Below are 20,336 nucleotides of genomic sequence, written 5' to 3'. Positions count from 1 at the left end.
CCGATCGAATTCCTGCGTGAGCGAAGAGCTGAACACCCCCGAATCCCAGGGCCCGATGGGCGAGTTCCAGCGCGTCGACATCGTCGACGAGATGAAGACGAGCTACCTCGACTACGCGATGAGCGTGATCGTCTCGCGCGCGCTGCCCGATGTGCGCGACGGGTTGAAGCCGGTGCACCGCCGTATCCTGTTCGCCAGTCAGGAAGGCGGGATGGTTGCGGGCCGCCCCTATCGCAAGTCGGCCAAGATCGTCGGCGACGTGATGGGCAACTATCACCCCCACGGCGACAGCGCGATCTACGACGCCTTGGCGCGCATGACCCAGGACTGGTCGATGCGCCTGCCGCTGATTGACGGCCAGGGCAACTTCGGCTCGATGGACCCCGATCCGCCGGCGTCGATGCGCTATACCGAAGCGCGCCTGGCCCGGGTCGCCAACTCGCTGCTCGACGATCTCGACAAGGATACCGTCGATTTCACCGACAACTACGACGGTTCGCGCCAGGAACCGACCGTGCTGCCGGCGCGTTTTCCCAACCTGCTGGTCAACGGCGCGGGCGGGATCGCGGTGGGCATGGCCACCAACATACCGCCGCACAACCTGGGCGAAGTGATCGACGGCTGCCTGGCCTACATGGACAACCCGGCGATCACTTCGGAAGAGCTGATCCAGTACGTTCCGGGGCCTGATTTCCCCACTGCCCCGCTGATTCTGGGCACCCACGGCGCGCGCTCGGCCTATCTGACCGGGCGGGGCAGCGTGATTATGCGTTGCCGCCACGAGATCGAGGAAGGCCGGGGCGACCGCCGCTCGATCGTGCTGACCAGCATCCCCTACCAAGTTGGCAAGTCGAACCTGGTCGAGAAGATCGCCGAAGCCGCCAAGGACAAGCGGATCGAAGGTATTTCCGACATCCGCGACGAATCCAGCCGGCTTGGCGTGCGTGTGGTGATCGACCTCAAGCGCGACGCCACGCCCGAAGTCGTGCTCAACCAGCTGTGGCGCAACACGCCGGCGCAATCGAACTTTGCCGCGAACATGCTGGCGATCCGGGGCGGCCGCCCCGAGACCATGACGCTGCGCGACATCATCAGCGCGTTCATCACCTTCCGCGAGGAAGTGATCACCCGCCGCACCAAGTTCGAGCTGAACAAGGCGCGCGATCGCGCCCATATCCTGCTTGGCCTGGTGGTCGCGGTCACCAATCTTGACGAGGTGGTGCGGATCATCCGCGGCTCGCCCAACCCGGCTGCCGCGCGCGAGGCGCTGCTGACCCGCGAATGGCCGATCGGCGAGATCGCCCCCTACATCAAGCTGGTCGAGGCGATCGAACCCAGCGCCGAGGAAACGGGCGGAACCTATCGCCTGTCCGAAGTGCAGGTGAAGGCGATCCTCGACCTGCGCCTGCACCGCCTGACCGCGCTGGGCCGCGACGAGATTGGCGACGAGCTCAAGGAACTGGCCGCCGCGATTGAGGAATACCTCTCGATCCTGGCCTCGCGCGCCAAACTCTACGGCGTGATGCGCGATGAACTGACCCAGATCCGCGAGGCCTATGCCACCCCGCGCCTGTCGCAGATCACCGCCGCCGCCGACGGGATCGACGATGAAGACCTGATCGAGCGCGACGACATGGTCGTCACCGTCACGATGGACGGCTATATCAAGCGCACGCCGCTTTCGACCTTCCGCGCCCAGGCACGCGGCGGCAAGGGCCGCGCCGGCATGGCGACCAAGGACGAGGATGCGGTGACGACGATGTTCGTCACCAGCACCCACAACCCGGTGCTGTTCTTCTCGACCGCCGGCAAGGTCTACCGCCTCAAGGTGTGGAAGCTGCCAGAAGGCGGCCCGGCCACGCGCGGCCGGCCGATCGTCAACCTGCTGCCCGCGCTTGACCAGGGCGAGACGATCCAGACCGTGCTGCCTCTGCCCGAGGACGAGGCCGAATGGGGCAACCTGTCGGTCGTGTTTGCTACGGCCAAGGGCAACGTCCGCCGCAACGCGATGGATGCCTTCGCCAACATTCCCAGCAACGGCAAGTTCGCGATGCGGTTTGACGAGGATTCGGACGACCGTCTGATCGGCGTTGCCTTGCTCGAAGCCAGCGACGACGTGCTGCTCGCCACCCGCAGCGGCAAGGCGATCCGCTTTGCCGGTGATGAAGTGCGCGAATTCACCAGCCGGACCTCGACCGGCGTGCGCGGCATGACGCTGAAGGGCGATGACGAGGTGATCAGCCTGTCGATCCTGCACCGCGTCGGCACCACCAGCGAGGAGCGCGAGGACTACGTCAAGTTCGCGCCGTGGAAGGGCGACAAGGACGGCGAACCGGCGATGAGCGCGGAACGCTATGCCGAATTGCAGGCGCGCGAACAGTTCATCCTGACGGTCTGCGCCAATGGCTATGGCAAGCTCAGTTCGGCTTACGAATACCGCCGCACCGGACGCGGCGGCCAGGGCATCACCAATATCGACAATATCGCCCGCAACGGCCCCGTTGTCGCCAGCTTCCCGGCCGTGCAGGCCGATCAGCTGATGCTGGTGACCGACCAGGCCAAGCTGATCCGCCTGCCGCTCGCCTCGCTGCGGGTGATCGGGCGCGGCAGCGCCGGGGTGCGCCTGTTCAACGTGGCTGATGACGAACACGTCGTCAGTGCCGTGCGCCTGGCCGAGGATGAAGGTGGCGACGAAGACGCCGGCGATCAGGTCGGCGGTGAAGCGCCTGAAGCCAGCGACAGCGAGGCGTGATGGCGCTGCGGGTCGAACCTTCGGGCGGGGCGTGCGGGGCACGCGTCACCGGGGTCGACCTGAAACAGCCGCTGGATGCGCAAACGGTCGCCGCGCTGCGCGCCGCCTGGCTGGAACACCACGTCCTCGCCTTTCCCGACCAGGGACTGGACGATGACGGGCTGGAACGCGTCACGCGCCATTTCGGCGGCTTCGGGGATGATCCGTTTTTCGCTCCGATCCCGGGCCGCCGGCACATCGCCGCAATCCGGCGCGAGACGGACGAGCAATCGCCGCTGTTTGCCGAAAACTGGCACGCCGACTGGAGCTTCCAGGCCCGTCCACCAGCGGGCACCTGCCTCAACGCGGTGGAGATTCCGCCCTGCGGTGGCGATACCCTGTTCGCCAACCAGCATCTGGCTTGGGAAGCCCTGCCGCCCGCGCGGCAGGCGCTCTACGCCGATCTGATCGCGGTCCATTCTGCCCGCCTGCCCTATGCCCCCGATGGCACCTATGGCGCGAGGGACAAGGGCCGCAGCATGGACATCCGGCCGAGCGAGGCGGCACTGGCGACGCAAACCCATCCCCTGGTTCCGGCCCATCCCGAAACGGGGCGGCGCGGGTTCTATTCGACGCTGGGCTATATCATCGGGATCGAAGGCATGCCGCAGGACCAGGCCGTGGCCCTGCTCATGGAACTGCAGCAATGGCAGGGTGACGATCGCTTCGTCTTTGCCCAGAAGTGGGAGCCGGGCATGCTGGTGATGTGGGACAACCGCTCGGTCCTGCACCGCGCGACCGGCGGCTACGAAGGCCACCGGCGCGAGCTGCACCGCACCACTATTGCCGCGTGGGACGGCGCCTGAGCTCGCCAATCACCCCGGTGCAGATCAGGAACTGCCCGAAATAGTAGAGCGGCCAGATCAGCAGGCCCGGCAGCGCACTGGTCGCCAGCGGACCAAGCCGGGCAAAGATCAACAGGTCCGACACCGCGAACAGCACTGCGCCGATCCCCACCTGGTAGCGCGGGAAACTGCTGGTCCAGGCCATCGCGGTCATTGCCGAGAGGCCCAGCGAATAGAACAGGATGCCCGGCGCGGCGGCTCGGTCGGCCGGCAGCAACCAGGCAATCAGCGGGATCAGAACCAGCATGGCCAGCGCCGCCAGCTTCTGGCTGGCACTGGTTTCGGCGCGGCGGTGCCGCCAATACAGGTGGATTGCCACCAGGTGCCCGATCAGGAAGGCCACGGCGCCAAGTTCCAGCGATAGTTCGATCAGCACATCGCCCAGCGCGCCCAGCGCCATGACTGTGCCGATCTGCCGAGAATCCGCGCCGTGATGGCGGACCAGTGCATAGACCGCGAGCAGGGCCACCCCTGCCCCTTTCCACGCCATCTGGTACACCCCCGGCAAGTGCCCGTCCTTGACGAACCAGAAGCTGATCCCGGCAATCAGGCTGGCCAGCAGCCAGGGCCGCTTTTCGATCAAGGCACGCTTGGGCATGGTCTGTTTCCCCCTGGCCCCATGCTTGGCGTTGGAAATTGCCGGGCGCAAGAGCTAGGAGCAGGCGCATGACTTATGACGTTCATATCATCGGCGGCGGCATGGCCGGCAGCGAAGCCGCCTGGCAGCTCGCCCGGCGCGGCCTGCGCGTGCGCCTGTCTGAAATGCGCGGCGGGGGAGACAGCACCCCGGCCCATCAGGGAACCGGCCTCGCCGAACTGGTCTGCTCCAATTCGTTCCGCTCCGACGATCACGAAAAGAACGCGGTCGGCCTGCTGCACCAGGAAATGCGCGAGCTCGATTCGCTGCTGATGTCCGCCGCGGCCAAGGCGCAGGTCCCGGCCGGTTCGGCCCTGGCAGTGGACCGCGACGTGTTTTCGGCAGAAGTGGAAGCCGCGCTGGCCGCCCAGCCGACGCTGACCGTGGTGCGCGAGCGGATCGACCGCCTGCCCGAAGCCGGCCTGACCATCGTCGCCACCGGCCCGCTGACCGCCGCCACATTGGCCAGCAGCATCGGCGCGGCAACCGGGGCCGACAGCCTGGCCTTCTTCGATGCGATTGCCCCCATCGTCTACCACGACACGGTGAACATGGACGTGTGCTGGATGGCCAGCCGCTGGGACAAGGGCGAAACCCGCGACTACATCAACTGCCCGATGAACCGCGAGCAGTACCTGGCGTTCCATGCCGGGCTGCTGGGTGGCGAGAAGACCGAATTCCGCGAATGGGAGGCGAATACCCCCTATTTCGATGGCTGCATGCCGATCGAGGTCATGGCCGAACGCGGGATCGACACCTTGCGCTTCGGGCCGATGAAGCCGGTCGGGCTCGACAATCCGCACGATGCCACGCCCGAATTTCCCAAGGGCCGCTGGCCCTATGCCGTGGTCCAGCTGCGCCAGGACAACAAGCTGGGCACGCTGTGGAACATGGTGGGCTTCCAGACCAAGCTGAAGCACGCCGAACAGGTCCGCCTGTTCCGCACTATCCCCGGCCTTGAAAATGCCGAGTTCGCGCGGCTCGGCGGACTGCACCGCAACACCTTCCTCAATTCACCCGAACTGCTGGACCGTCAACTGCGCCTGAAAAGCGCGCCGCACATCCGCTTTGCCGGGCAGATCACCGGCTGCGAAGGCTATGTCGAGAGCGGCGCCGTGGGGCTGCTCGCCGGGCTGATGACGGCGGCGCAGCTGGGCGGCAGGGACTGGACGCCCCCGCCCCGCACCACGGCCCTTGGCGCGCTGCTTTCGCACATCACCGGTGATGCCGAAGCCGATAGCTATCAGCCGATGAACGTCAACTTCGGCCTGTTTCCGCCGGTCGATCCGTCGGTCAAGAAGAAGCAGCGCAAGGAAGCCTACACCGCCCGCGCCAAGGCTGATCTGGCGGAGTGGCTACCGCTGGCTTAGCAGCGGCAGGCTGGCTTTTTCGCCGCCTTGGGCTTGGTCGTGGCGAATTCGGGGCGGGTGAGCTGCCCGTCCCCATTGGCATCCGCGCCCTTGAACCGGTTCGAGGTGGCGACAGCCCATTCCTCGAAGCTGAGCAGGTTGTTGTGATCGGTATCGAGCTTGCGGAACGCCGCGACGCGCGGGGCCAGCGCCTCGTTGCGGTTGATCAGGTTGTCGCGGTTGCGATCAAGCCGGTTGAAGCGCTTTTCCTCGCGCGTGGCCTCGTCCGCTTCGGGCAAGGCGCCGCCCATCAGCCCATCGCCATTCTCGGTCGGGATCGCGTCGGCTTCGCCCAGCGGGGCCGTCTCCACCGGGACCGGCGGGGGCGGCGCATCGGCCTCGGTCGCGGCGCGGCCCTGCCACCAGAACAGGCCGGCGGCGGCCAGCAACAACGCCGAAATCGCGCCCACAAGCGTGCGGTTCATGCCCTGCCCTTCATTTGCGGCCCCACGGCCTAGAATCCCGTCACGCCAAGCCGGATCGCGGCCAGCAGGCTGCCCGGCCCGGTCACCAGTGGCCGTGCCCCGCGATGCCGCCGGGCCAGTCCGTGCAGCACGGCGAGCGGCCGCAAGTCACTCGCCAGGCGCGCCCGCTGCCAATCCTCTGCGGTAATAATTTCAAGCACCTGTGCGCGCTCCTGCGGCAATCCGATCCGGCTGGCCAGATCGGCCAGCGCCCATTGCCGCCCTGCCCGCCGCGCCTCATCGTCCGCGCCGCGAAGCAGGCCTGCCAGAGCCGCCATGGCTGCCGAACGGCCATCGGCAAACGCGCTGATCGCCGCCGCATCGAGCGGATCGGCCAGCAGCAGCGCTTCCCACCCATCGACCAGCGCGGCAAGGTCGCCATCCTGCCCCTGGAGCGGCGCCAGCGCGGCAAGAATCGGCTCGCCCTTTGGCGCGGTTGTCGCGCCGCCCGGCGCAAGCCGTTCGCGCCACCAGGCCAGGCGCAGTTGCGCCAACATCGGCTCGCGTGCACCGCGCACGATACCGGCGAGCTTTGCGTCCAGCGCGAACACCCCCAGGAACAACGCCCGACTTGTTTGCGGAGCATAGGCCAGCGCAAGTCTTTGTTCGGGGGGCAAACTGTCAAGAAGCGGGGAATCGGCCATGGTTCGCCTCCTGACTACAGCCAACGAGGCCGCGCCGCAAAGCCTTGGCGACACGCGGGCGCCCTGACCATCGCAACAACTCGTTAACCACGTTGCTTGAAGGTCCGCACACCACAATCGCTTATCGCAGTCTCGATACCAAGGATTTCGGGTGCACCATGTTCGCTTCGATTCGGAAAAAACTCAACGAGTTGCGGTGTGACACCAGCGGTAACGCAACCATGCTGATGGCGCTGGGCCTGCCCGTCCTGATCGGCGGCTCGGGCCTCGCGGTCGATACCGCGCAGTGGTACATGTGGAAGAACGAATTGCAGTTCGCGGTTGACCAGGCCGCGCTGGCCGGGGCCTGGGCCCGCACCAGTGCCGACACGGCGGTTCAGGATACCTACAAGACCCGCGCGGCGCAGGAATATGCGGTCAACCTTTCGATGGTTGGCGACTTTGATTCCTTCAACAGCGCCGAAGATGTCACCCTGGCCAAATACGGCAACTCGTCGGTCGACAACAGCGTGGTCGTGCACGCCTCGGCGAGCAAGCCGCTACCGTTCTCGAACTTCTTTACCGGCGGCCAAGCCACGGTCACTGTCAGCGCCCAGGCCAAGTACACCTCGGGCGTGGCGTTCAACGCCTGCATGCTGGCGGTCCATCCCACGGCGGATTCGGCCTTCAAGTTCGGCGGCAGCGTCGGCGGTTCATCGACCTGCGGCGCGGGTTCGCTGTCGAACGATCCCAACGCGGCGATGAAGGAAGTCGGCAACACCTCGGTTCCGCTGGGCAAGCTGATCGCGACGGGCGGGATCGACCCCGGGTTTGCCAACAACGGCACGATCTATGAGGACCAGGCGGGCCTGCTCGATCCTTATGCCAGCCTCGATACGCCCAGTTCATCGGGCAGCACGGCCCGGGAATATAATTGCACCCCCGCCTCGTCAGCCGCCACCCAGGCGGACGTGACCGTGCGGACGGTGGTTGAATATGCCTATTACACGAAGAACGGGAACTCCTTCACGCTTAACAGCAATTATAACGGAACCTATAAGAAGTCGAAGAGTGACAACCAGCCTGGCGTGACCACGCAGGATCAGATCGTTACTTCAACCCTGGCCTACACCGATGGTCCGCACACCAGCGATTACGTGAAGTATGGCAGCGGCCAGACGACGATCTATGAAAAGACGACGACGACCAAGTACTACAGCTACTCGGACATCAGGACGATCCCGGCTAACGATGGTATCGCCCGCCCGCAGCCGGGGATCTATACCGATATCTCGATCGCCTGTCCGACGATCTTCCAGGCCGGGATCTACTTCATCAGCGGGTCGATCGACTTCGGGCAGAATCTGCCGGTTACCGCCGCCGGCACGCTGTTCGTGATGACCGGCAACAGCGGCACGATCAAGATCAACTCGAATTCGAACCTGAACCTCAAGGGTATCACCAGCACCACGCTGACCACCACTTATGGGTATGACAGCGCCCAGGCCGCGAAGATGGCGGGGATGCTGTTCTGGGACAAGAATTCCACCGCATCGTTCGACATGGAAGGCAATGCCACGGTCAAGATCGACGGCACGATGTACATGCCCAACCGCGATGCAACCTTCAACGGCAACGTCAATGCCGCCACTGGCGGCTGCATGATGGTCGCCTCGCGTACGCTGACTATCAACGGCAACTTCAACATCACCAATTTCTGTACGCCTTCGGGGGCGAGCTCGATGGCAATCGGCGGCGGCACTGCGTCGGTCAAGCTGGTGGGATGACGATGATCATGCGCCTGCTCCGGCATCTGCGCCGCGACCAACGCGGTACCATGGCGATCGAAACCGCGCTGGTTGCGCCGGTCCTGCTCGCGCTCAGCATGGGCGGTTACGAGGCAAGCCGGATCTTCGCCCGGCAGACCGAATTGCAGACCGCCGTGGCCGAAGCCGGCGACGTGGCAATCGCGATCAAGGTGGATACGTCGCTGGAACGGTCCAAGCTGCGCGACCGGATCAAGGCCTCGACCGGCCTGACGGATGCCGAGGTGACGATCGCCAATTCCTATCGCTGCGGAGCCGATTCAAGCACGGTCACCTCGTCGACGTCGTGCAGCGGGTCGCAGGTCATCACCACTTATCTCGAGATCCACGTCACCGACACGTTGAACCCGATGTGGTCGCAGCTGGGCTTTGGCGATGAGGTGAACTTCAACGTCCGCCGACTGGTGTTGGTCGCATGATCCGCCTGGCCAGCCGTTTGCGCGGACTGCGGCGCGACCAGACCGCCTCGTCCGCGATCGAATTCGGGCTGATCGCCCCGCTGTTCCTTGCCCTGTTCCTGGGTGTGCTGCAGATCGGGATCGGGATGCAGAACTATAACGCGATGCGCTCGATTTCGGCCGATGTGGCGCGCTTTACCGCGATTACCTATCAACAGGGCACCAAGCCCACAGACACGGCGATCGAAAGCTACGCGCTCGATGTGGCTGAAGCGCCGCCCTATGGGCTGCGCAGCGGCAAGCTGACGATCGAGGCCGACACGGTCGCGTCCACCCAGTTCACCGGGGCCAAGGAAATCACGCTCACGATTGAGTATAACGTGCCCAGTTTCCTCGGTTTCGTCGGCATTTCGGAAATACCGCTGACCTATACGCGGCCGATCTTCGTAATGCCGTGATCATTGGCGCAGGCGCGTCGCGGCGGCACGGTGAAGAAATTAACCTTCGCCGTTTATCAAGCGCTTACGCCTGCGATCTAATGAGAAGATCGCAGGATTGTCTTGAACGAGCGCTAGATACATGGTCGCAGAACCTGAAATCGCCAAAAATCAACGCGGTGTCGGCCTGCTGACGCGGCTGGCGCGCGATCGTTCGGGCAACACCCTGGCGATGATCGCGGCTGGCATCTTTCCCCTGCTGGCGATGGTCGGCGGCGGGGTCGACATGGGGCGCAGCTACCTTGCGCAGAGCCGCTTGCAGCAGGCCTGCGACAGCGCCGTGCTGGCGGCGCGCAAGAAGCTCGGCTCGACCGTGGTGGTCGACGGGAAGGTCCCGGGCGATGTCGTGACGGTCGGCAACCGATTCTTCTCGATGAACTTTACCGATGGTTCCTATGGCACCTCCGATCGTTCGTTCGAAATGACGCTGGAGCAGGACTTCGCAATTACCGGCACGGCCCATGTGACCGTACCGACCACGATCATGACCCTGTTCGGGTTCGACGACGTCAGCATCGATGTCGAATGCGGCGCAAAGCTCAACTTCTCCAACACGGACATCATGTTCGTGCTCGATACCACGGGTTCGATGGCGCAGAAGGCCACCCCATCCGATCCCGACACCAAGATCCAGTCGCTGCGCAACGTGGTGAAGAACTTCCACGCCCAGATCGAAGGCAGCAAGAGCCCGGGCACCCGCGTGCGCTATGGCTTCGTGCCCTATTCCACCAACGTCAACGTTGGCTACCTGCTCAAGTCCGACTGGGTGGTCGACAACTGGTCCTATCACGGGCGCGAAGCCAAATCGACCGGCAAGCAGTATCCGATCGACCAGTACGAAACGACCTACACGTACATCAGCGGCTCGTGGACATCGATACCCAGCTACGAAACCAGCGGGGCCTGCCCTCCCTATGCGGTGACCTGGACCTCGCTCGCTTCCGGCACGAATGCCGATGGCAGCACCTATGGTACCACCCAGGTCGATGGCGATGATCCCTGGTGCAATATCAGTTCGGACGGTGCGTCCAAGACGGTGACGGGCAACCGGTTCAACAAATACACCTATTCCTGGGTGACCAAGAAAACCGGCACCGTGATGTACGATGAGTACAAGTGGCAGTACAAACCGGTCAGTATCAACCTGGCCTTCGTGAAGGGCGCGACCGGCAACGACGTGCTGAAGCCCGGTTCGATCGATGTGCAGATGTATGGCTACCCCTCGCCCTCGCCGGCGAACCTGACTGCCTGGTTCAAGGGTTGCATCGAAGAGCGCGACACTTACGAAATCGACGATTACGACAACGTCGATCTCTCCAAGGCGCTCGACCTCGACATCGATCTGGTGCCGACCAAGGCCAATCCCAAGACCCAGTGGCGGCCGATGCTTCACGAAATCTCGTTCGAACCGGAAATCTGGTGGGACGGCACGGGCACGTTCAAGAAATCCGGCGCGCTGAGCAGCAGCGATTACCTGATGGCCGCCTGGGCCGGACTGTCGGCCTGCCCTTCGCCCGCGCGCAAGCTGGGTGAAATGGATAACTCGGCTGTCGCGGCCTATGTCGACAGCCTGGTCGCCGAAGGCAGCACCTATCACGACATCGGCATGATCTGGGGCGGCCGCCTGCTTTCGCCGACCGGGATCTTCTCGGGCGAGAATGCGGATTCCGGCGGCAAGACGACCAGTCGGCACATGATCTTCCTGACTGACGGTGAAACCGCGCCGCTCGATCTGTCCTATGGCACTTACGGGATCGAACCGCTCGACAGCCGCCGGTGGGACCCCGGCAATCCCAAGCTCGGCCTGACCTTGACCGATGTGGTGGAACGGCGCTTCGGCATTGCCTGCAATGAAGTGAAAAAGCGCAACATCACCGTCTGGGTGATCGGCTTCGGGGTATCGCTCAACCCGGTGATGACCGATTGCGCCGGGCCAGGACACTATTTCGAGGCAGCTGACTCGTCCGAATTGAACGATGTCTTCAACCGGATCGCCGCGCAACTGGGCGACCTGCGGATTTCGAAATGATCGCGCCCGCACCACAGCCCCTGCGGCGCGATGCGGAGGGCGCGACCGTTCTGGAGTTCGCGCTTATCACGCCGCCGTTCCTGGTGATGATGATGGGGCTGTTTGACCTGGCGCACAACCAGTACACCAGCGAAATGCTCAATGGCGCGATCCAGAAGGCGGCGCGCGACTCCACCATCGAAGCCGCGTCCGCCACGCAGACCAGCATCGATGCACGGGTGACCAAGGCGGTCCAGGCGGTTGCCCCGAACGCCACGATGCAGTTCGATCGCAAGGCCTACAGCGACTTCACCCGCGTCAATCGCAGCGAAGACTATAACGATGTCGACGGCAACGGCGTCTGCGACAAGGGCGAACCGTTCGAGGATGTGAACGGCAACGGGCAGTGGGACACGGACACCGGCACGGCCGGGTTCGGCGGTGCGCGCGATGCCGTGCTCTACACCGTGACAGTCACTTACCGGCGGGCCTTTCCGATCTACGCCCTGATGCCCGGGCAGTCGGAAGACATGACCTTGCGGGCCACCACGGTCCTGCGCAACCAGCCATACGGGGCCGCGCGCGGGACCTCCGCCCCGGAAACGGGAAACTGCGCATGAACCTGACCACCCTGCTTCGCCGCCTCCGCCGCGCCAGGTCCGGTGTGGCCATGACCGAATTCGCGCTGGGCGCCCCGATCCTGCTGACCGCCGGGTTGTGGGGCGCGGAAATGGCGAACTATGCCCTGATCAACATGAAGGTCAGCCAGCTGGCCGAACACATTGCGGACAACGGCTCACGGATCGGCGATTCCGGCACGCTGCAGAACCGCAAGATCTACGAATCCGACATCAACGACATCATGTACGGCGCCCAGATGCAGGCCGGCGGCGGCATGGACCTGTTCGAGAACGGACGGGTGTTCGTTTCCAGCGTGGAAGTGGATGCGGACGGCAACCAATATATCCACTGGCAGCGCTGCCGCGGGACGAAGAACGTGCCCTCGGGCTATGGCGCGGCCGGCAGCAAGCTGGGCACGGTCGGCATCGGCCCGGCCGGACAGGAAGTGTTCGCCCAGCCCGACGATGCGGTGATCTTCGTCGAGATCAATTACACCTATCAGCCGCTCGTTTCGGAAAAATTCCTGGGCGACCGGACCATCCAGGCCATCGCCTCGTTCACTGTCCGCGATGACCGCGACCTGACGCAGATCTACCAGCGCGACAGCGGCGATCCCGATGACATCCAGACCTGCTCGGAATTCCGTGGCAAGATGGGCATCGCGACCGACGGCAGCTTCACATCATAAGACCGCCGCGGGGCCTGCGCTGCCGGCGCAGGCCCCTGCCCGGCAGGATCAGCGATAGCAGACCTTGCGCACCGCAGCGGCGATCCGCCCGGCATCGATCAGCGCGGCCTTTTCCAGGTTCGCGGCATAGGGCAGCGGCACGTCTTCATCACAGACGCGCAGCACCGGCGCGTCGAGGTGATCGAAGCCTTCTTCCATGCAGATCGCCATGATCTCGGACGAGATCGAGCACTGCGGCCAGCCTTCCTCGGCCACGACCAGGCGGTTGGTCTTGGCCAGCGAGGTCAGCACCGCCTCGCGGTCAAGCGGGCGCAGCGTGCGCAGGTCGAGCACTTCGGCATTGATCCCTTCGTCCGCCAGCACGTCCGCCGCTTCGAGCGCCAGGCCGACGCCGATCGAATAGGACACGATCGTCACGTCCTTGCCCTCGCGCATGATCCGCGCCTTGCCAATCGGCAGGACATGATCGTCCAGTTCCGGCAATTCGAAACTGCGGCCATAGATCAGCTCGTTTTCCAGGAAGACCACCGGGTCATCGCTGCGGATCGCGGCCTTGAGCAGGCCCTTGGCGTCAGCCGCGTCATAGGGCGCGATCACCACCAGGCCGGGGACGTTGGCGTACCACGGGCCATAGTTCTGGCTGTGCTGCGCGCCGACGCGGCTGGCCGCGCCGTTGGGGCCGCGAAACACCACCGGGCAGCGCATCTGCCCGCCGGACATGTAATTGGTCTTGGCGGCGGAATTGATGATGTGGTCAATCGCCTGCATGGCGAAGTTGAAGGTCATGAATTCCACGACCGGGCGCAGGCCGCCCATCGCCGCGCCGGTACCGATCCCGGCAAAGCCATATTCGGTGATCGGGGTATCGATCACGCGCTTCGGTCCGAACTCTTCCAGCAGGCCCTGGGTGACCTTGTAGGCGCCCTGGTACTGGGCCACTTCCTCGCCCATCACGAAGACGCGGGGATCGCGGCGCATTTCCTCGGCCATGGCGTCGCGCAGCGCTTCGCGCACGGTGGAGGTCTTCATGTTGGTGCCCGCAGGCAGCGCGGGATCGGCCTTGCGCGGCGCAGCGGCCGGACGCTCCGGCGCCGCGCTCGCAGGCGCAGCTTCAACCTTGGCCAGAGGCGCAACGGCCGGAGCGGGCGCGGCCGCCCCACCCTCGCCGCCGATCACCGCGATGACCGTGCCGACTTTGACCCCTTCGGTCCCTTCGGGAACCAGGATCGCGCCGATCACGCCTTCATCCACGGCTTCGAATTCCATCGTCGCCTTGTCGGTCTCGATCTCGGCCAGGATGTCGCCGCTCTTGACCTCGTCGCCTTCCTTGACCAGCCACTTGGCCAGGGTCCCTTCCTCCATGGTCGGGGACAGGGCCGGCATTTTCAGTTCGATACCCATCAGTAGCTCTCCACCAGGACGTCGGTGTAGAGATCGTGCATGCCTGGCTCCGGTGAATTTTCCGCGAAATCAGCGCTTTCCGCCACGATGGCGCGAATCCGCTTGTCGATGTCCTTGAGCTTGTCCTCGGCCACGCCGCGCGCCGCCAGTTCGGCCTTGGCAGCGTCGATCGGGTCGTGCTTCTCGCGCATTTCCTGCACTTCCTCGCGCGTGCGGTACTTGGCCGGGTCCGACATCGAATGGCCGCGATAGCGGTAGGTCTGCAGTTCCATCAGCACCGGGCCATTGCCCGCGCGGACATAGTCCAGTGCCACGTTGGCGGCGGCGCGCACTTCCAGCACGTCCATGCCGTTCACGCTCATGCCCGGGATGCGGAAAGCGGTCCCGCGGCGGTAGAAATGGGTTTCGGCGCTGCCCCGGGTCACCGCGGTGCCCATGGCATAGCCGTTGTTCTCGACCACGAAGACCACCGGCAGCTGCCACAGCGCCGCCATGTTGAAAGCTTCGTAGACCTGCCCCTGGTTGGCCGCGCCATCGCCGAAATAGGCCATGCAGACGCCGCCGTCCTCGTTGTACTTGTGGGCAAAGGCCAGCCCCGCCCCCAGCGGCACCTGCGCGCCGACGATGCCGTGCCCGCCGTAGAATTTATGCTCGGTGCTGAACATGTGCATCGAACCGCCCTTGCCGCGCGAAATGCCCGCGCCGCGTCCGGTCAACTCGGCCATGATCACCTTGGGATCGATACCATAGGCCAGCATGTGGCCATGGTCGCGGTAGCCGGTGATGACGCTGTCCTTGCCCGGCGCCAGCGCCGATTGCAGGCCCACCGCCACGGCTTCCTGGCCAATGTACAGGTGGCAGAAGCCGCCGATCAGCCCCAGTCCGTAAAGCTGCCCGGCCTTTTCCTCGAACCGGCGGATCAGCACCATCTGTTCGTAGAAGCGGAGCAGTTCATCATCGCTCGCAGCATAGCGCTTGTCGGCCTCGAAGGCGTCTTGCAGGCTGCGAAGCGCGAAGTTTTCGTCGCCGACGGCGGCCTTGGCGGGCGCCTTGCGGCTCGAAGCGGACTTGGCCAATTGCATCTCCCTGGGGACTGGATTGCTCTTTGCGGCCTATACGGCGAAGGCGCCGTAAGGGAAACAGTCCCATACGTATTTTGTGATCGAATTGGCGAACAATTGTTGCCGCTCAATTGCCGAGCAGCATCACCATCTCGTCAGGGTGGACCACGTTCAGATCCTTGCGCAGCAGTTCGCCGGCAATATCGGGATCGACCCCGCGCGGATCGAGCAGCGCAACGCGGTTCTTCAGATCATCACGCTCAAGCGCGAGCTGCTGAAGTTCCTTCTGGCGCGATTCAAGCAGGCGGTTGTTTTCGCTCCACGCCAACAGGCCGCTAGGCCCGAACACGGCCATACCCGCCATCAGCAACAAGGCCGACAGGGCAAACGCCTGGGTAACGCGTTCCCGCTGGATTCGTGGTTCGTGTTTGCCGCCCCGCATGACGCCTTAGAATCACAAGTGAATCCGGCAGGCAAGCACTATTTGGTAACCACGTTGCAGATTTGTTGCGGCGCACTCACGCCTGGTATCGGCCGGGGGGCCAAACCGATTGAATTGTCGGCAAAATGGTGCGCCCGACGGGATTCGAACCCATGGCCCCCAGATTAGGAATCTGGTGCTCTATCCTGCTGAGCTACGGGCGCCCAACTGCGCCTCTACGGCGCGGGGCGCGCAGTGGCAAGCCGGGGCGATTCAGTTGAGCTTGTCCGGCGGGGCGACCGGGAGCGGCAGGGGCAGCACCGGCACACCCTCCTCAAGCAGTTCCCTGGCCTCCTGCAAGGTGGCCTGGCCGTGGACCGTTTCGTGCTCGCGCTCGCCGTAATGCATCTCGCGGCTGACGTCGGCAAAGCGGTCCCCGACCCAGCGCGACTGCTTGAGCGCCTCGGCCTGGACCTGGGCCAGCTTGCCCAGCATTTCCACCGCTTCGGGCGGCAGCTTGCCCGCCGCCATCGGCTGGACCGGCTCCGCCCGCTGGTTGCCCTTGCGCGGCACGGCGGGCGCCATCGGCGCCTTGATCACTTGGGCACTGCCGCAATGCGGGCAGCACACCAGCCCGCGTTGCTGCTGACCGGAAAAATCCTCGGAACTGGCGAACCAGCCTTCGAACCGATGCCCCAAAGGCTCGCACTGCAAGTCGAATACGATCATGGCGCGCGCTATCTGGGGATTTCGCGCTTGTTGGCAAGACTGGGCAGCTGCGAGCGCACTTCAGCAATGCGCGCCGGATCCAGTTCGGCAAAGCCCAGCCCGGCCTGCTCCCCGCCCATATCGAGCAACACGTCGCCCCACGGATCGATCACCAGGCTGTGGCCATAGGTTTCGCGCCCGTCGGCATGCTTGCCGACCTGCGCCGCGCAGACGACATAGGCGCTCGCCTCGATTGCCCGCGCGCGTTGCAGCACGTGCCAGTGGGCCGCGCCGGTCGGCACGGTAAAGGCGGCGGGGATCGAGATCACATCGCACCTGGCCCGCCCCAGCGCCTCGAACAGCGCGGGGAAACGCAGGTCATAGCAGATCGCCAGGCCCAGGCGGCCGACCGGGGTTTCTACCGTCACCACTTCCTCGCCCGGGGCATAGGCATTGGATTCGCGCCAGCTTTCGCCAGTGGCCAGGTCCACGTCGAACATATGGATCTTGTCATAGCGAGCGGCGATATTACCGCTGGAATCGACGACCAGGCAGCGATTTGCCCAGCGCCCGTCGTCGCGCAGTACCGGAATGCTGCCCAGTACCACCCAGATGCCGGCGCGCGCGGCGGCATCGCGCACTTGCGCCAGCACCACGTTCTGCCCCTCGGGCACGACATGGGCGCTGGCCCGCCTGCGGTCGCGGTCAACCAGTCCGGCCATCTCGGGCGTGAACAGCATTTGCGCCCCGCCCATGGCCGCTCCGCCCACCGCCCCGACAATCGCGCGGGCATTGTCCCCGGGCTCGATCCCCGAGGTCATCTGGAACAGGGCAATACGTGCCATCGCCTGCTAAAGCCCCAACAGTGGATCGAGCTTGCCGGCCGCATCCAGCGCGTGAAGATCGTCGCAGCCACCCACGGCCAGATCGTCGATCAGGATCTGCGGCACGGTCATCGCGCCGGGCACGCGGTCCTGCATTTCGGCCTTCTTCGGCCCGCCCAGGGTGATGTCATATTCATCGTACTTCACGCCCTTGGCGTCGAGCAGGGCCTTGGCCCGCACGCAATAGGGGCAGCCCCACTTGGTATAGATTTCGACCTTCGGCGCGCTCATGCAAATTCCTTTCGGGCAGGTCCCCACCCCCTTGAAACGATCCCGGGCTATCATATCTCTGCCGTGGTGTCATGGTCCCGAGCGGGCATGTCACCACAGTGGGAACGCCGGTTGCGGGTTCCCGTCAGACGTCAATTTCGCTCAAATACGAGGATTTTGCCATGAACCGTTTCGATTTTACCCCCTATCGCCGCACCATGGTTGGCTTCGACCGGCTGTTCGACCTGCTGGAGAACCACAACCGCCTGAACAGCGGCGACAATTACCCCCCCTTCAACATCGAGCGGCGCGGCGACGAAGCCTATCGCATCACCTTGGCGGTGGCCGGGTTCAAGCCCGCCGATATCGAGATCACCGCCCAGCAGAACCTGCTGGTGGTCCAGGGCAAGAAGGGTGATGAAGCGCCTGCCGGCCAGTATCTGCATGTCGGCATCGCCCAGCGCGGGTTCGAACGCCGCTTCGAGCTGGCCGACTATGTCCGGGTCGATAACGCCAACCTGGAAGACGGGCTGCTCAGCATCGACCTGGTGCGCGAAGTGCCCGAGGCGATGAAGCCCAAGAAGATCCCGGTCGGCACGCAGAAGTCGCTGACCGTGGTGGCATCCGACCAGGACACCAGCGCAGCGGCCTGAGCGCCGTTCATCCATGCCTTGAGATAATTCGGGGGTGAGGCCCAAGGGCCCCACCCCCACGGTGTTTGCACACCGCCTCGTCGGCGGATTGATCGTCCGGGTCGCAGAAGACGATCAGCGCTCGACAAGCACGTTGGACAGCATCACTGCCGCCCGAAACTCCAGTCCCGATTGCCTTGCCAATCGGGAAACAACCCGCAACGGGTTCGGTTACGATCACGTAACCGCAAATTGCGTCCAGCCCCTCATGGTCCGCGAGAGCAACACCCACGCCGAGACAGGGGCTGCCATCGCTGCAACAATCGCCATCTCGACCCGGACGTTCGCCTTGATGCGAATCGCTTTCAGTAACGCGTCGCTATTGGATTGCAGGCCCGGATGGCAAGCCAATCTTGCCAAATATGTGCAGATTTCGCCGCACATAGTCCTTTCGGACAAGCCAACCCAACCCGCAAACGTTTACACCAGGCGCGATTGCTGAACCGCCGCAGCGATGAAGCCAGAAAACAGCGGGTGCGGTTCGAACGGCCGGCTTTTCAGCTCGGGGTGGAACTGCACCCCGACGAACCACGGATGGTCCGGCCGCTCAACGATTTCGGGCAGCAGGCCATCGGGCGACATGCCGGAAAACACCAGCCCGCCAGCCTCAAGCCGCTCGCGATAGGCGCCGTTGACCTCGTAGCGATGGCGATGCCGCTCGCTGATCGTGGTCGCGCCGCCATAGATCGCCGAAACGTGGCTGTTGGCCGACAGTCGGGCTTCATAGGCGCCAAGCCGCATGGTGCCGCCAAGGTCGGTATCGGCCCCGCGCGTTTGCAAACCTTCGGGGCTCATCCATTCGGTGATGATGCCGACCACCGGCTCGTTCGTCGCGCCGAATTCGGTCGAGCTGGCCGCGGCGATCCCGGCAGTGTTGCGCGCACCTTCGATGCAGGCCATCTGCATGCCCAGGCAAATGCCCAGGAACGGCACCTTGCGTTCACGCGCAAAGCGCACGCTGGCGATCTTGCCTTCGGTCCCGCGCACGCCGAAGCCGCCGGGCACCAGGATGCCGTGCAGCGGCTCAAGCCGGCTGACGATCTCGCTGTCGTCTTCCTCGAACAGTTCGGCATCGATCCAGCGGATGTTGACCTTGACCCGGTTGGCCATGCCGCCATGGACCAGGGCTTCGTTCAGGCTCTTGTAGGCATCGGGCAGGCCGACATACTTGCCGACCACGCCAATGTTCACTTCGCCTTCCGGATGCTGGTAGCGATCGACGATGTCGGCCCAGCCAGTCAGGTCCGGCTTGGGCGCTGTCAGGCCGAAGTGGTGCAGCACTTCGTCGTCCAGCCCTTCGGTGTGATACTGCAGCGGCACGGCATAGATGCTGCTGGCATCCAGCGCCGGGATCACCGCTTCGCGCCGCACGTTGCAGAACAGCGCGATCTTGGCGCGCTCGTTCGCGGGCAGCGGGTGTTCGCAGCGGCACAGCAGGATATCCGGCTGGATCCCCAGGCTGGTCAGTTCACGCACCGAATGCTGGGTCGGCTTGGTCTTGAGCTCGCCCGCCGCCGAGACATAGGGCACCAGCGTGACGTGGACCGAGCAGCTGCGCTCGCGCCCCAGCTCGTTGCGCAGCTGGCGCAGCGCTTCGATGAACGGCAGGCCTTCGATGTCACCCACCGTGCCGCCGATTTCGCACAGCACGAAATCGAGATCCTCGGTATCGGCCTTGGCGAATTCCTTGATCGCATCAGTGACGTGCGGGATGACCTGCACCGTCGCACCCAGATAATCGCCGCGGCGTTCCTTGGCGATGATGTCGCGGTAAATCCGGCCCGAGGTGATGTTGTCCGCCTGCCGCGCCGAAACGCCGGTGAAGCGTTCGTAGTGGCCCAGGTCGAGGTCGGTCTCGGCCCCGTCGTCGGTGACGTAGACTTCACCGTGCTGATACGGGCTCATCGTGCCCGGATCGACGTTGAGATAGGGATCGAACTTGCGAATCCGGACCTTGTAGCCGCGCGCTTGCAGCAGCGCTGCAAGGCTTGCCGCCATGAGACCTTTGCCGAGCGAGGAGACCACGCCGCCGGTGATGAAAATGAACCGCGCCATGGGAGTCGCGCCTTAATCGGTTAAACGGGATTCGGGCAAGCGCTGCCTGCCGCAATCCACAGTTGGAACGTGCTGCAATGCGCCGCGACCGCGCGGA

Annotated in this window: 20 protein-coding genes and 1 tRNA gene; 10 read left to right on the top strand and 11 right to left on the bottom strand. The window is 64.4% G+C overall.

Features of this window, described 5'->3' with window-relative positions; all coding sequences use genetic code 11:
- Positions 1 to 55 precede the first annotated feature (55 nt).
- Positions 56 to 2,752, top strand: a complete 2,697-nt coding sequence (gyrA, locus tag ACE3N9_RS02655; RefSeq protein WP_374280855.1) for a DNA gyrase subunit A — start codon at positions 56 to 58, stop codon at positions 2,750 to 2,752.
- The gene (locus ACE3N9_RS02650) at positions 2,752 to 3,597 is read left to right on the top strand and encodes a TauD/TfdA dioxygenase family protein (RefSeq protein WP_374280589.1); all 846 of its coding nucleotides are present in this window, start codon (positions 2,752 to 2,754) and stop codon (positions 3,595 to 3,597) included. The genes gyrA and ACE3N9_RS02650 overlap by 1 nt, the downstream gene beginning before the upstream one ends.
- Here the strand turns inward: ACE3N9_RS02650 and ACE3N9_RS02645 are convergent.
- Positions 3,572 to 4,234: a lysoplasmalogenase gene (locus ACE3N9_RS02645; RefSeq protein ID WP_374280587.1), complete on the bottom strand. Its 663-nt coding sequence runs from the start codon at positions 4,232 to 4,234 to the stop codon at positions 3,572 to 3,574. The two genes, ACE3N9_RS02650 and ACE3N9_RS02645, sit on opposite strands and share 26 nt — an antisense overlap.
- A gap of 68 nt (positions 4,235 to 4,302) precedes the next feature.
- On the opposite strand from ACE3N9_RS02645, the gene trmFO reads away from it, so the two are divergent.
- Positions 4,303 to 5,643: a methylenetetrahydrofolate--tRNA-(uracil(54)-C(5))-methyltransferase (FADH(2)-oxidizing) TrmFO gene (gene trmFO / locus ACE3N9_RS02640; protein WP_374280585.1), complete on the top strand. Its 1,341-nt coding sequence runs from the start codon at positions 4,303 to 4,305 to the stop codon at positions 5,641 to 5,643.
- On the opposite strand, the gene ACE3N9_RS02635 is transcribed toward trmFO, so the two are convergent.
- Positions 5,640 to 6,107: a hypothetical protein gene (locus tag ACE3N9_RS02635; protein ID WP_374280583.1), complete on the bottom strand. Its 468-nt coding sequence runs from the start codon at positions 6,105 to 6,107 to the stop codon at positions 5,640 to 5,642. The genes trmFO and ACE3N9_RS02635 overlap by 4 nt on opposite strands.
- Before the next feature lie 29 nt (positions 6,108 to 6,136).
- Positions 6,137 to 6,790 carry a hypothetical protein gene (locus ACE3N9_RS02630; protein WP_374280581.1) on the bottom strand — a complete coding sequence of 218 codons (654 nt, stop codon included), beginning with the start codon at positions 6,788 to 6,790 and terminating at the stop codon, positions 6,137 to 6,139.
- Between the two features lie 221 nt (positions 6,791 to 7,011).
- Here ACE3N9_RS02630 and ACE3N9_RS02625 point away from each other — a divergent pair, with 221 nt between their 5' ends.
- From ACE3N9_RS02625 to ACE3N9_RS02600, 6 genes are all read left to right on the top strand, one after another.
- A complete protein-coding gene (locus tag ACE3N9_RS02625) occupies positions 7,012 to 8,556 on the top strand; it encodes a pilus assembly protein TadG-related protein (RefSeq protein WP_374280579.1) in 1,545 nt (514 codons plus the stop codon).
- A complete protein-coding gene (locus ACE3N9_RS02620) occupies positions 8,553 to 9,014 on the top strand; it encodes a TadE/TadG family type IV pilus assembly protein (RefSeq protein WP_374280577.1) in 462 nt (153 codons plus the stop codon). The genes ACE3N9_RS02625 and ACE3N9_RS02620 overlap by 4 nt, the downstream gene beginning before the upstream one ends.
- A complete protein-coding gene (locus ACE3N9_RS02615) occupies positions 9,011 to 9,451 on the top strand; it encodes a TadE/TadG family type IV pilus assembly protein (RefSeq protein ID WP_374280575.1) in 441 nt (146 codons plus the stop codon). The genes ACE3N9_RS02620 and ACE3N9_RS02615 overlap by 4 nt, the downstream gene beginning before the upstream one ends.
- Positions 9,452 to 9,572: 121 nt before the next feature.
- Positions 9,573 to 11,519 (top strand): pilus assembly protein TadG-related protein, encoded by a 1,947-nt coding sequence (locus ACE3N9_RS02610; protein WP_374280572.1) that lies wholly within the window; start codon positions 9,573 to 9,575, stop codon positions 11,517 to 11,519.
- Complete coding sequence (locus tag ACE3N9_RS02605; protein WP_374280570.1) at positions 11,516 to 12,118, top strand: TadE/TadG family type IV pilus assembly protein; 603 nt, start codon at positions 11,516 to 11,518, stop codon at positions 12,116 to 12,118. Before ACE3N9_RS02610 ends, ACE3N9_RS02605 begins: the two co-directional genes overlap by 4 nt.
- Complete coding sequence (locus tag ACE3N9_RS02600) at positions 12,115 to 12,807, top strand: TadE/TadG family type IV pilus assembly protein (protein WP_374280568.1); 693 nt, start codon at positions 12,115 to 12,117, stop codon at positions 12,805 to 12,807. Before ACE3N9_RS02605 ends, ACE3N9_RS02600 begins: the two co-directional genes overlap by 4 nt.
- A 48-nt stretch (positions 12,808 to 12,855) precedes the next feature.
- On the opposite strand, the gene ACE3N9_RS02595 is transcribed toward ACE3N9_RS02600, so the two are convergent.
- The 7 genes from ACE3N9_RS02595 to grxC form a co-directional block, all read right to left on the bottom strand.
- On the bottom strand, positions 12,856 to 14,208 hold the full coding sequence (locus ACE3N9_RS02595) for a pyruvate dehydrogenase complex E1 component subunit beta (RefSeq protein ID WP_374280566.1): 1,353 nt from the start codon (positions 14,206 to 14,208) through the stop codon (positions 12,856 to 12,858).
- The gene (gene pdhA, locus ACE3N9_RS02590; protein ID WP_374280564.1) at positions 14,208 to 15,290 is read right to left on the bottom strand and encodes a pyruvate dehydrogenase (acetyl-transferring) E1 component subunit alpha; all 1,083 of its coding nucleotides are present in this window, start codon (positions 15,288 to 15,290) and stop codon (positions 14,208 to 14,210) included. The genes ACE3N9_RS02595 and pdhA overlap by 1 nt, the downstream gene beginning before the upstream one ends.
- A 106-nt stretch (positions 15,291 to 15,396) precedes the next feature.
- Positions 15,397 to 15,711: a septum formation initiator family protein gene (locus ACE3N9_RS02585; RefSeq protein WP_374280562.1), complete on the bottom strand. Its 315-nt coding sequence runs from the start codon at positions 15,709 to 15,711 to the stop codon at positions 15,397 to 15,399.
- A gap of 126 nt (positions 15,712 to 15,837) precedes the next feature.
- A tRNA-Arg gene (locus ACE3N9_RS02580) sits at positions 15,838 to 15,914 on the bottom strand.
- A gap of 49 nt (positions 15,915 to 15,963) precedes the next feature.
- The gene (locus tag ACE3N9_RS02575) at positions 15,964 to 16,419 is read right to left on the bottom strand and encodes a DUF1178 family protein (RefSeq protein WP_374280560.1); all 456 of its coding nucleotides are present in this window, start codon (positions 16,417 to 16,419) and stop codon (positions 15,964 to 15,966) included.
- Between the two features lie 8 nt (positions 16,420 to 16,427).
- Positions 16,428 to 17,243 carry a carbon-nitrogen hydrolase family protein gene (locus tag ACE3N9_RS02570; RefSeq protein WP_374280558.1) on the bottom strand — a complete coding sequence of 272 codons (816 nt, stop codon included), beginning with the start codon at positions 17,241 to 17,243 and terminating at the stop codon, positions 16,428 to 16,430.
- Positions 17,244 to 17,249: 6 nt separating this feature from the next.
- Positions 17,250 to 17,513 (bottom strand): glutaredoxin 3, encoded by a 264-nt coding sequence (grxC, locus tag ACE3N9_RS02565; protein ID WP_374280556.1) that lies wholly within the window; start codon positions 17,511 to 17,513, stop codon positions 17,250 to 17,252.
- 161 nt (positions 17,514 to 17,674) lie between these two features.
- Between grxC and ACE3N9_RS02560 the strand changes: the two genes are divergently transcribed.
- Positions 17,675 to 18,145, top strand: coding sequence for an Hsp20 family protein (locus ACE3N9_RS02560; RefSeq protein WP_374280554.1), 471 nt, complete (start codon positions 17,675 to 17,677; stop codon positions 18,143 to 18,145).
- Between the two features lie 459 nt (positions 18,146 to 18,604).
- Here the strand turns inward: ACE3N9_RS02560 and ACE3N9_RS02555 are convergent, their stop codons facing one another.
- Positions 18,605 to 20,239: a CTP synthase gene (locus tag ACE3N9_RS02555; RefSeq protein ID WP_374280552.1), complete on the bottom strand. Its 1,635-nt coding sequence runs from the start codon at positions 20,237 to 20,239 to the stop codon at positions 18,605 to 18,607.
- Positions 20,240 to 20,336: the final 97 nt, after the last annotated feature.

This window comes from Novosphingobium sp., from assembly GCF_041905565.1.
Lineage (GTDB): Bacteria > Pseudomonadota > Alphaproteobacteria > Sphingomonadales > Sphingomonadaceae > Novosphingobium.
Note: the sequence above shows the minus strand (reverse complement) of the source record. Positions and strands in the feature narration are given on the sequence as shown.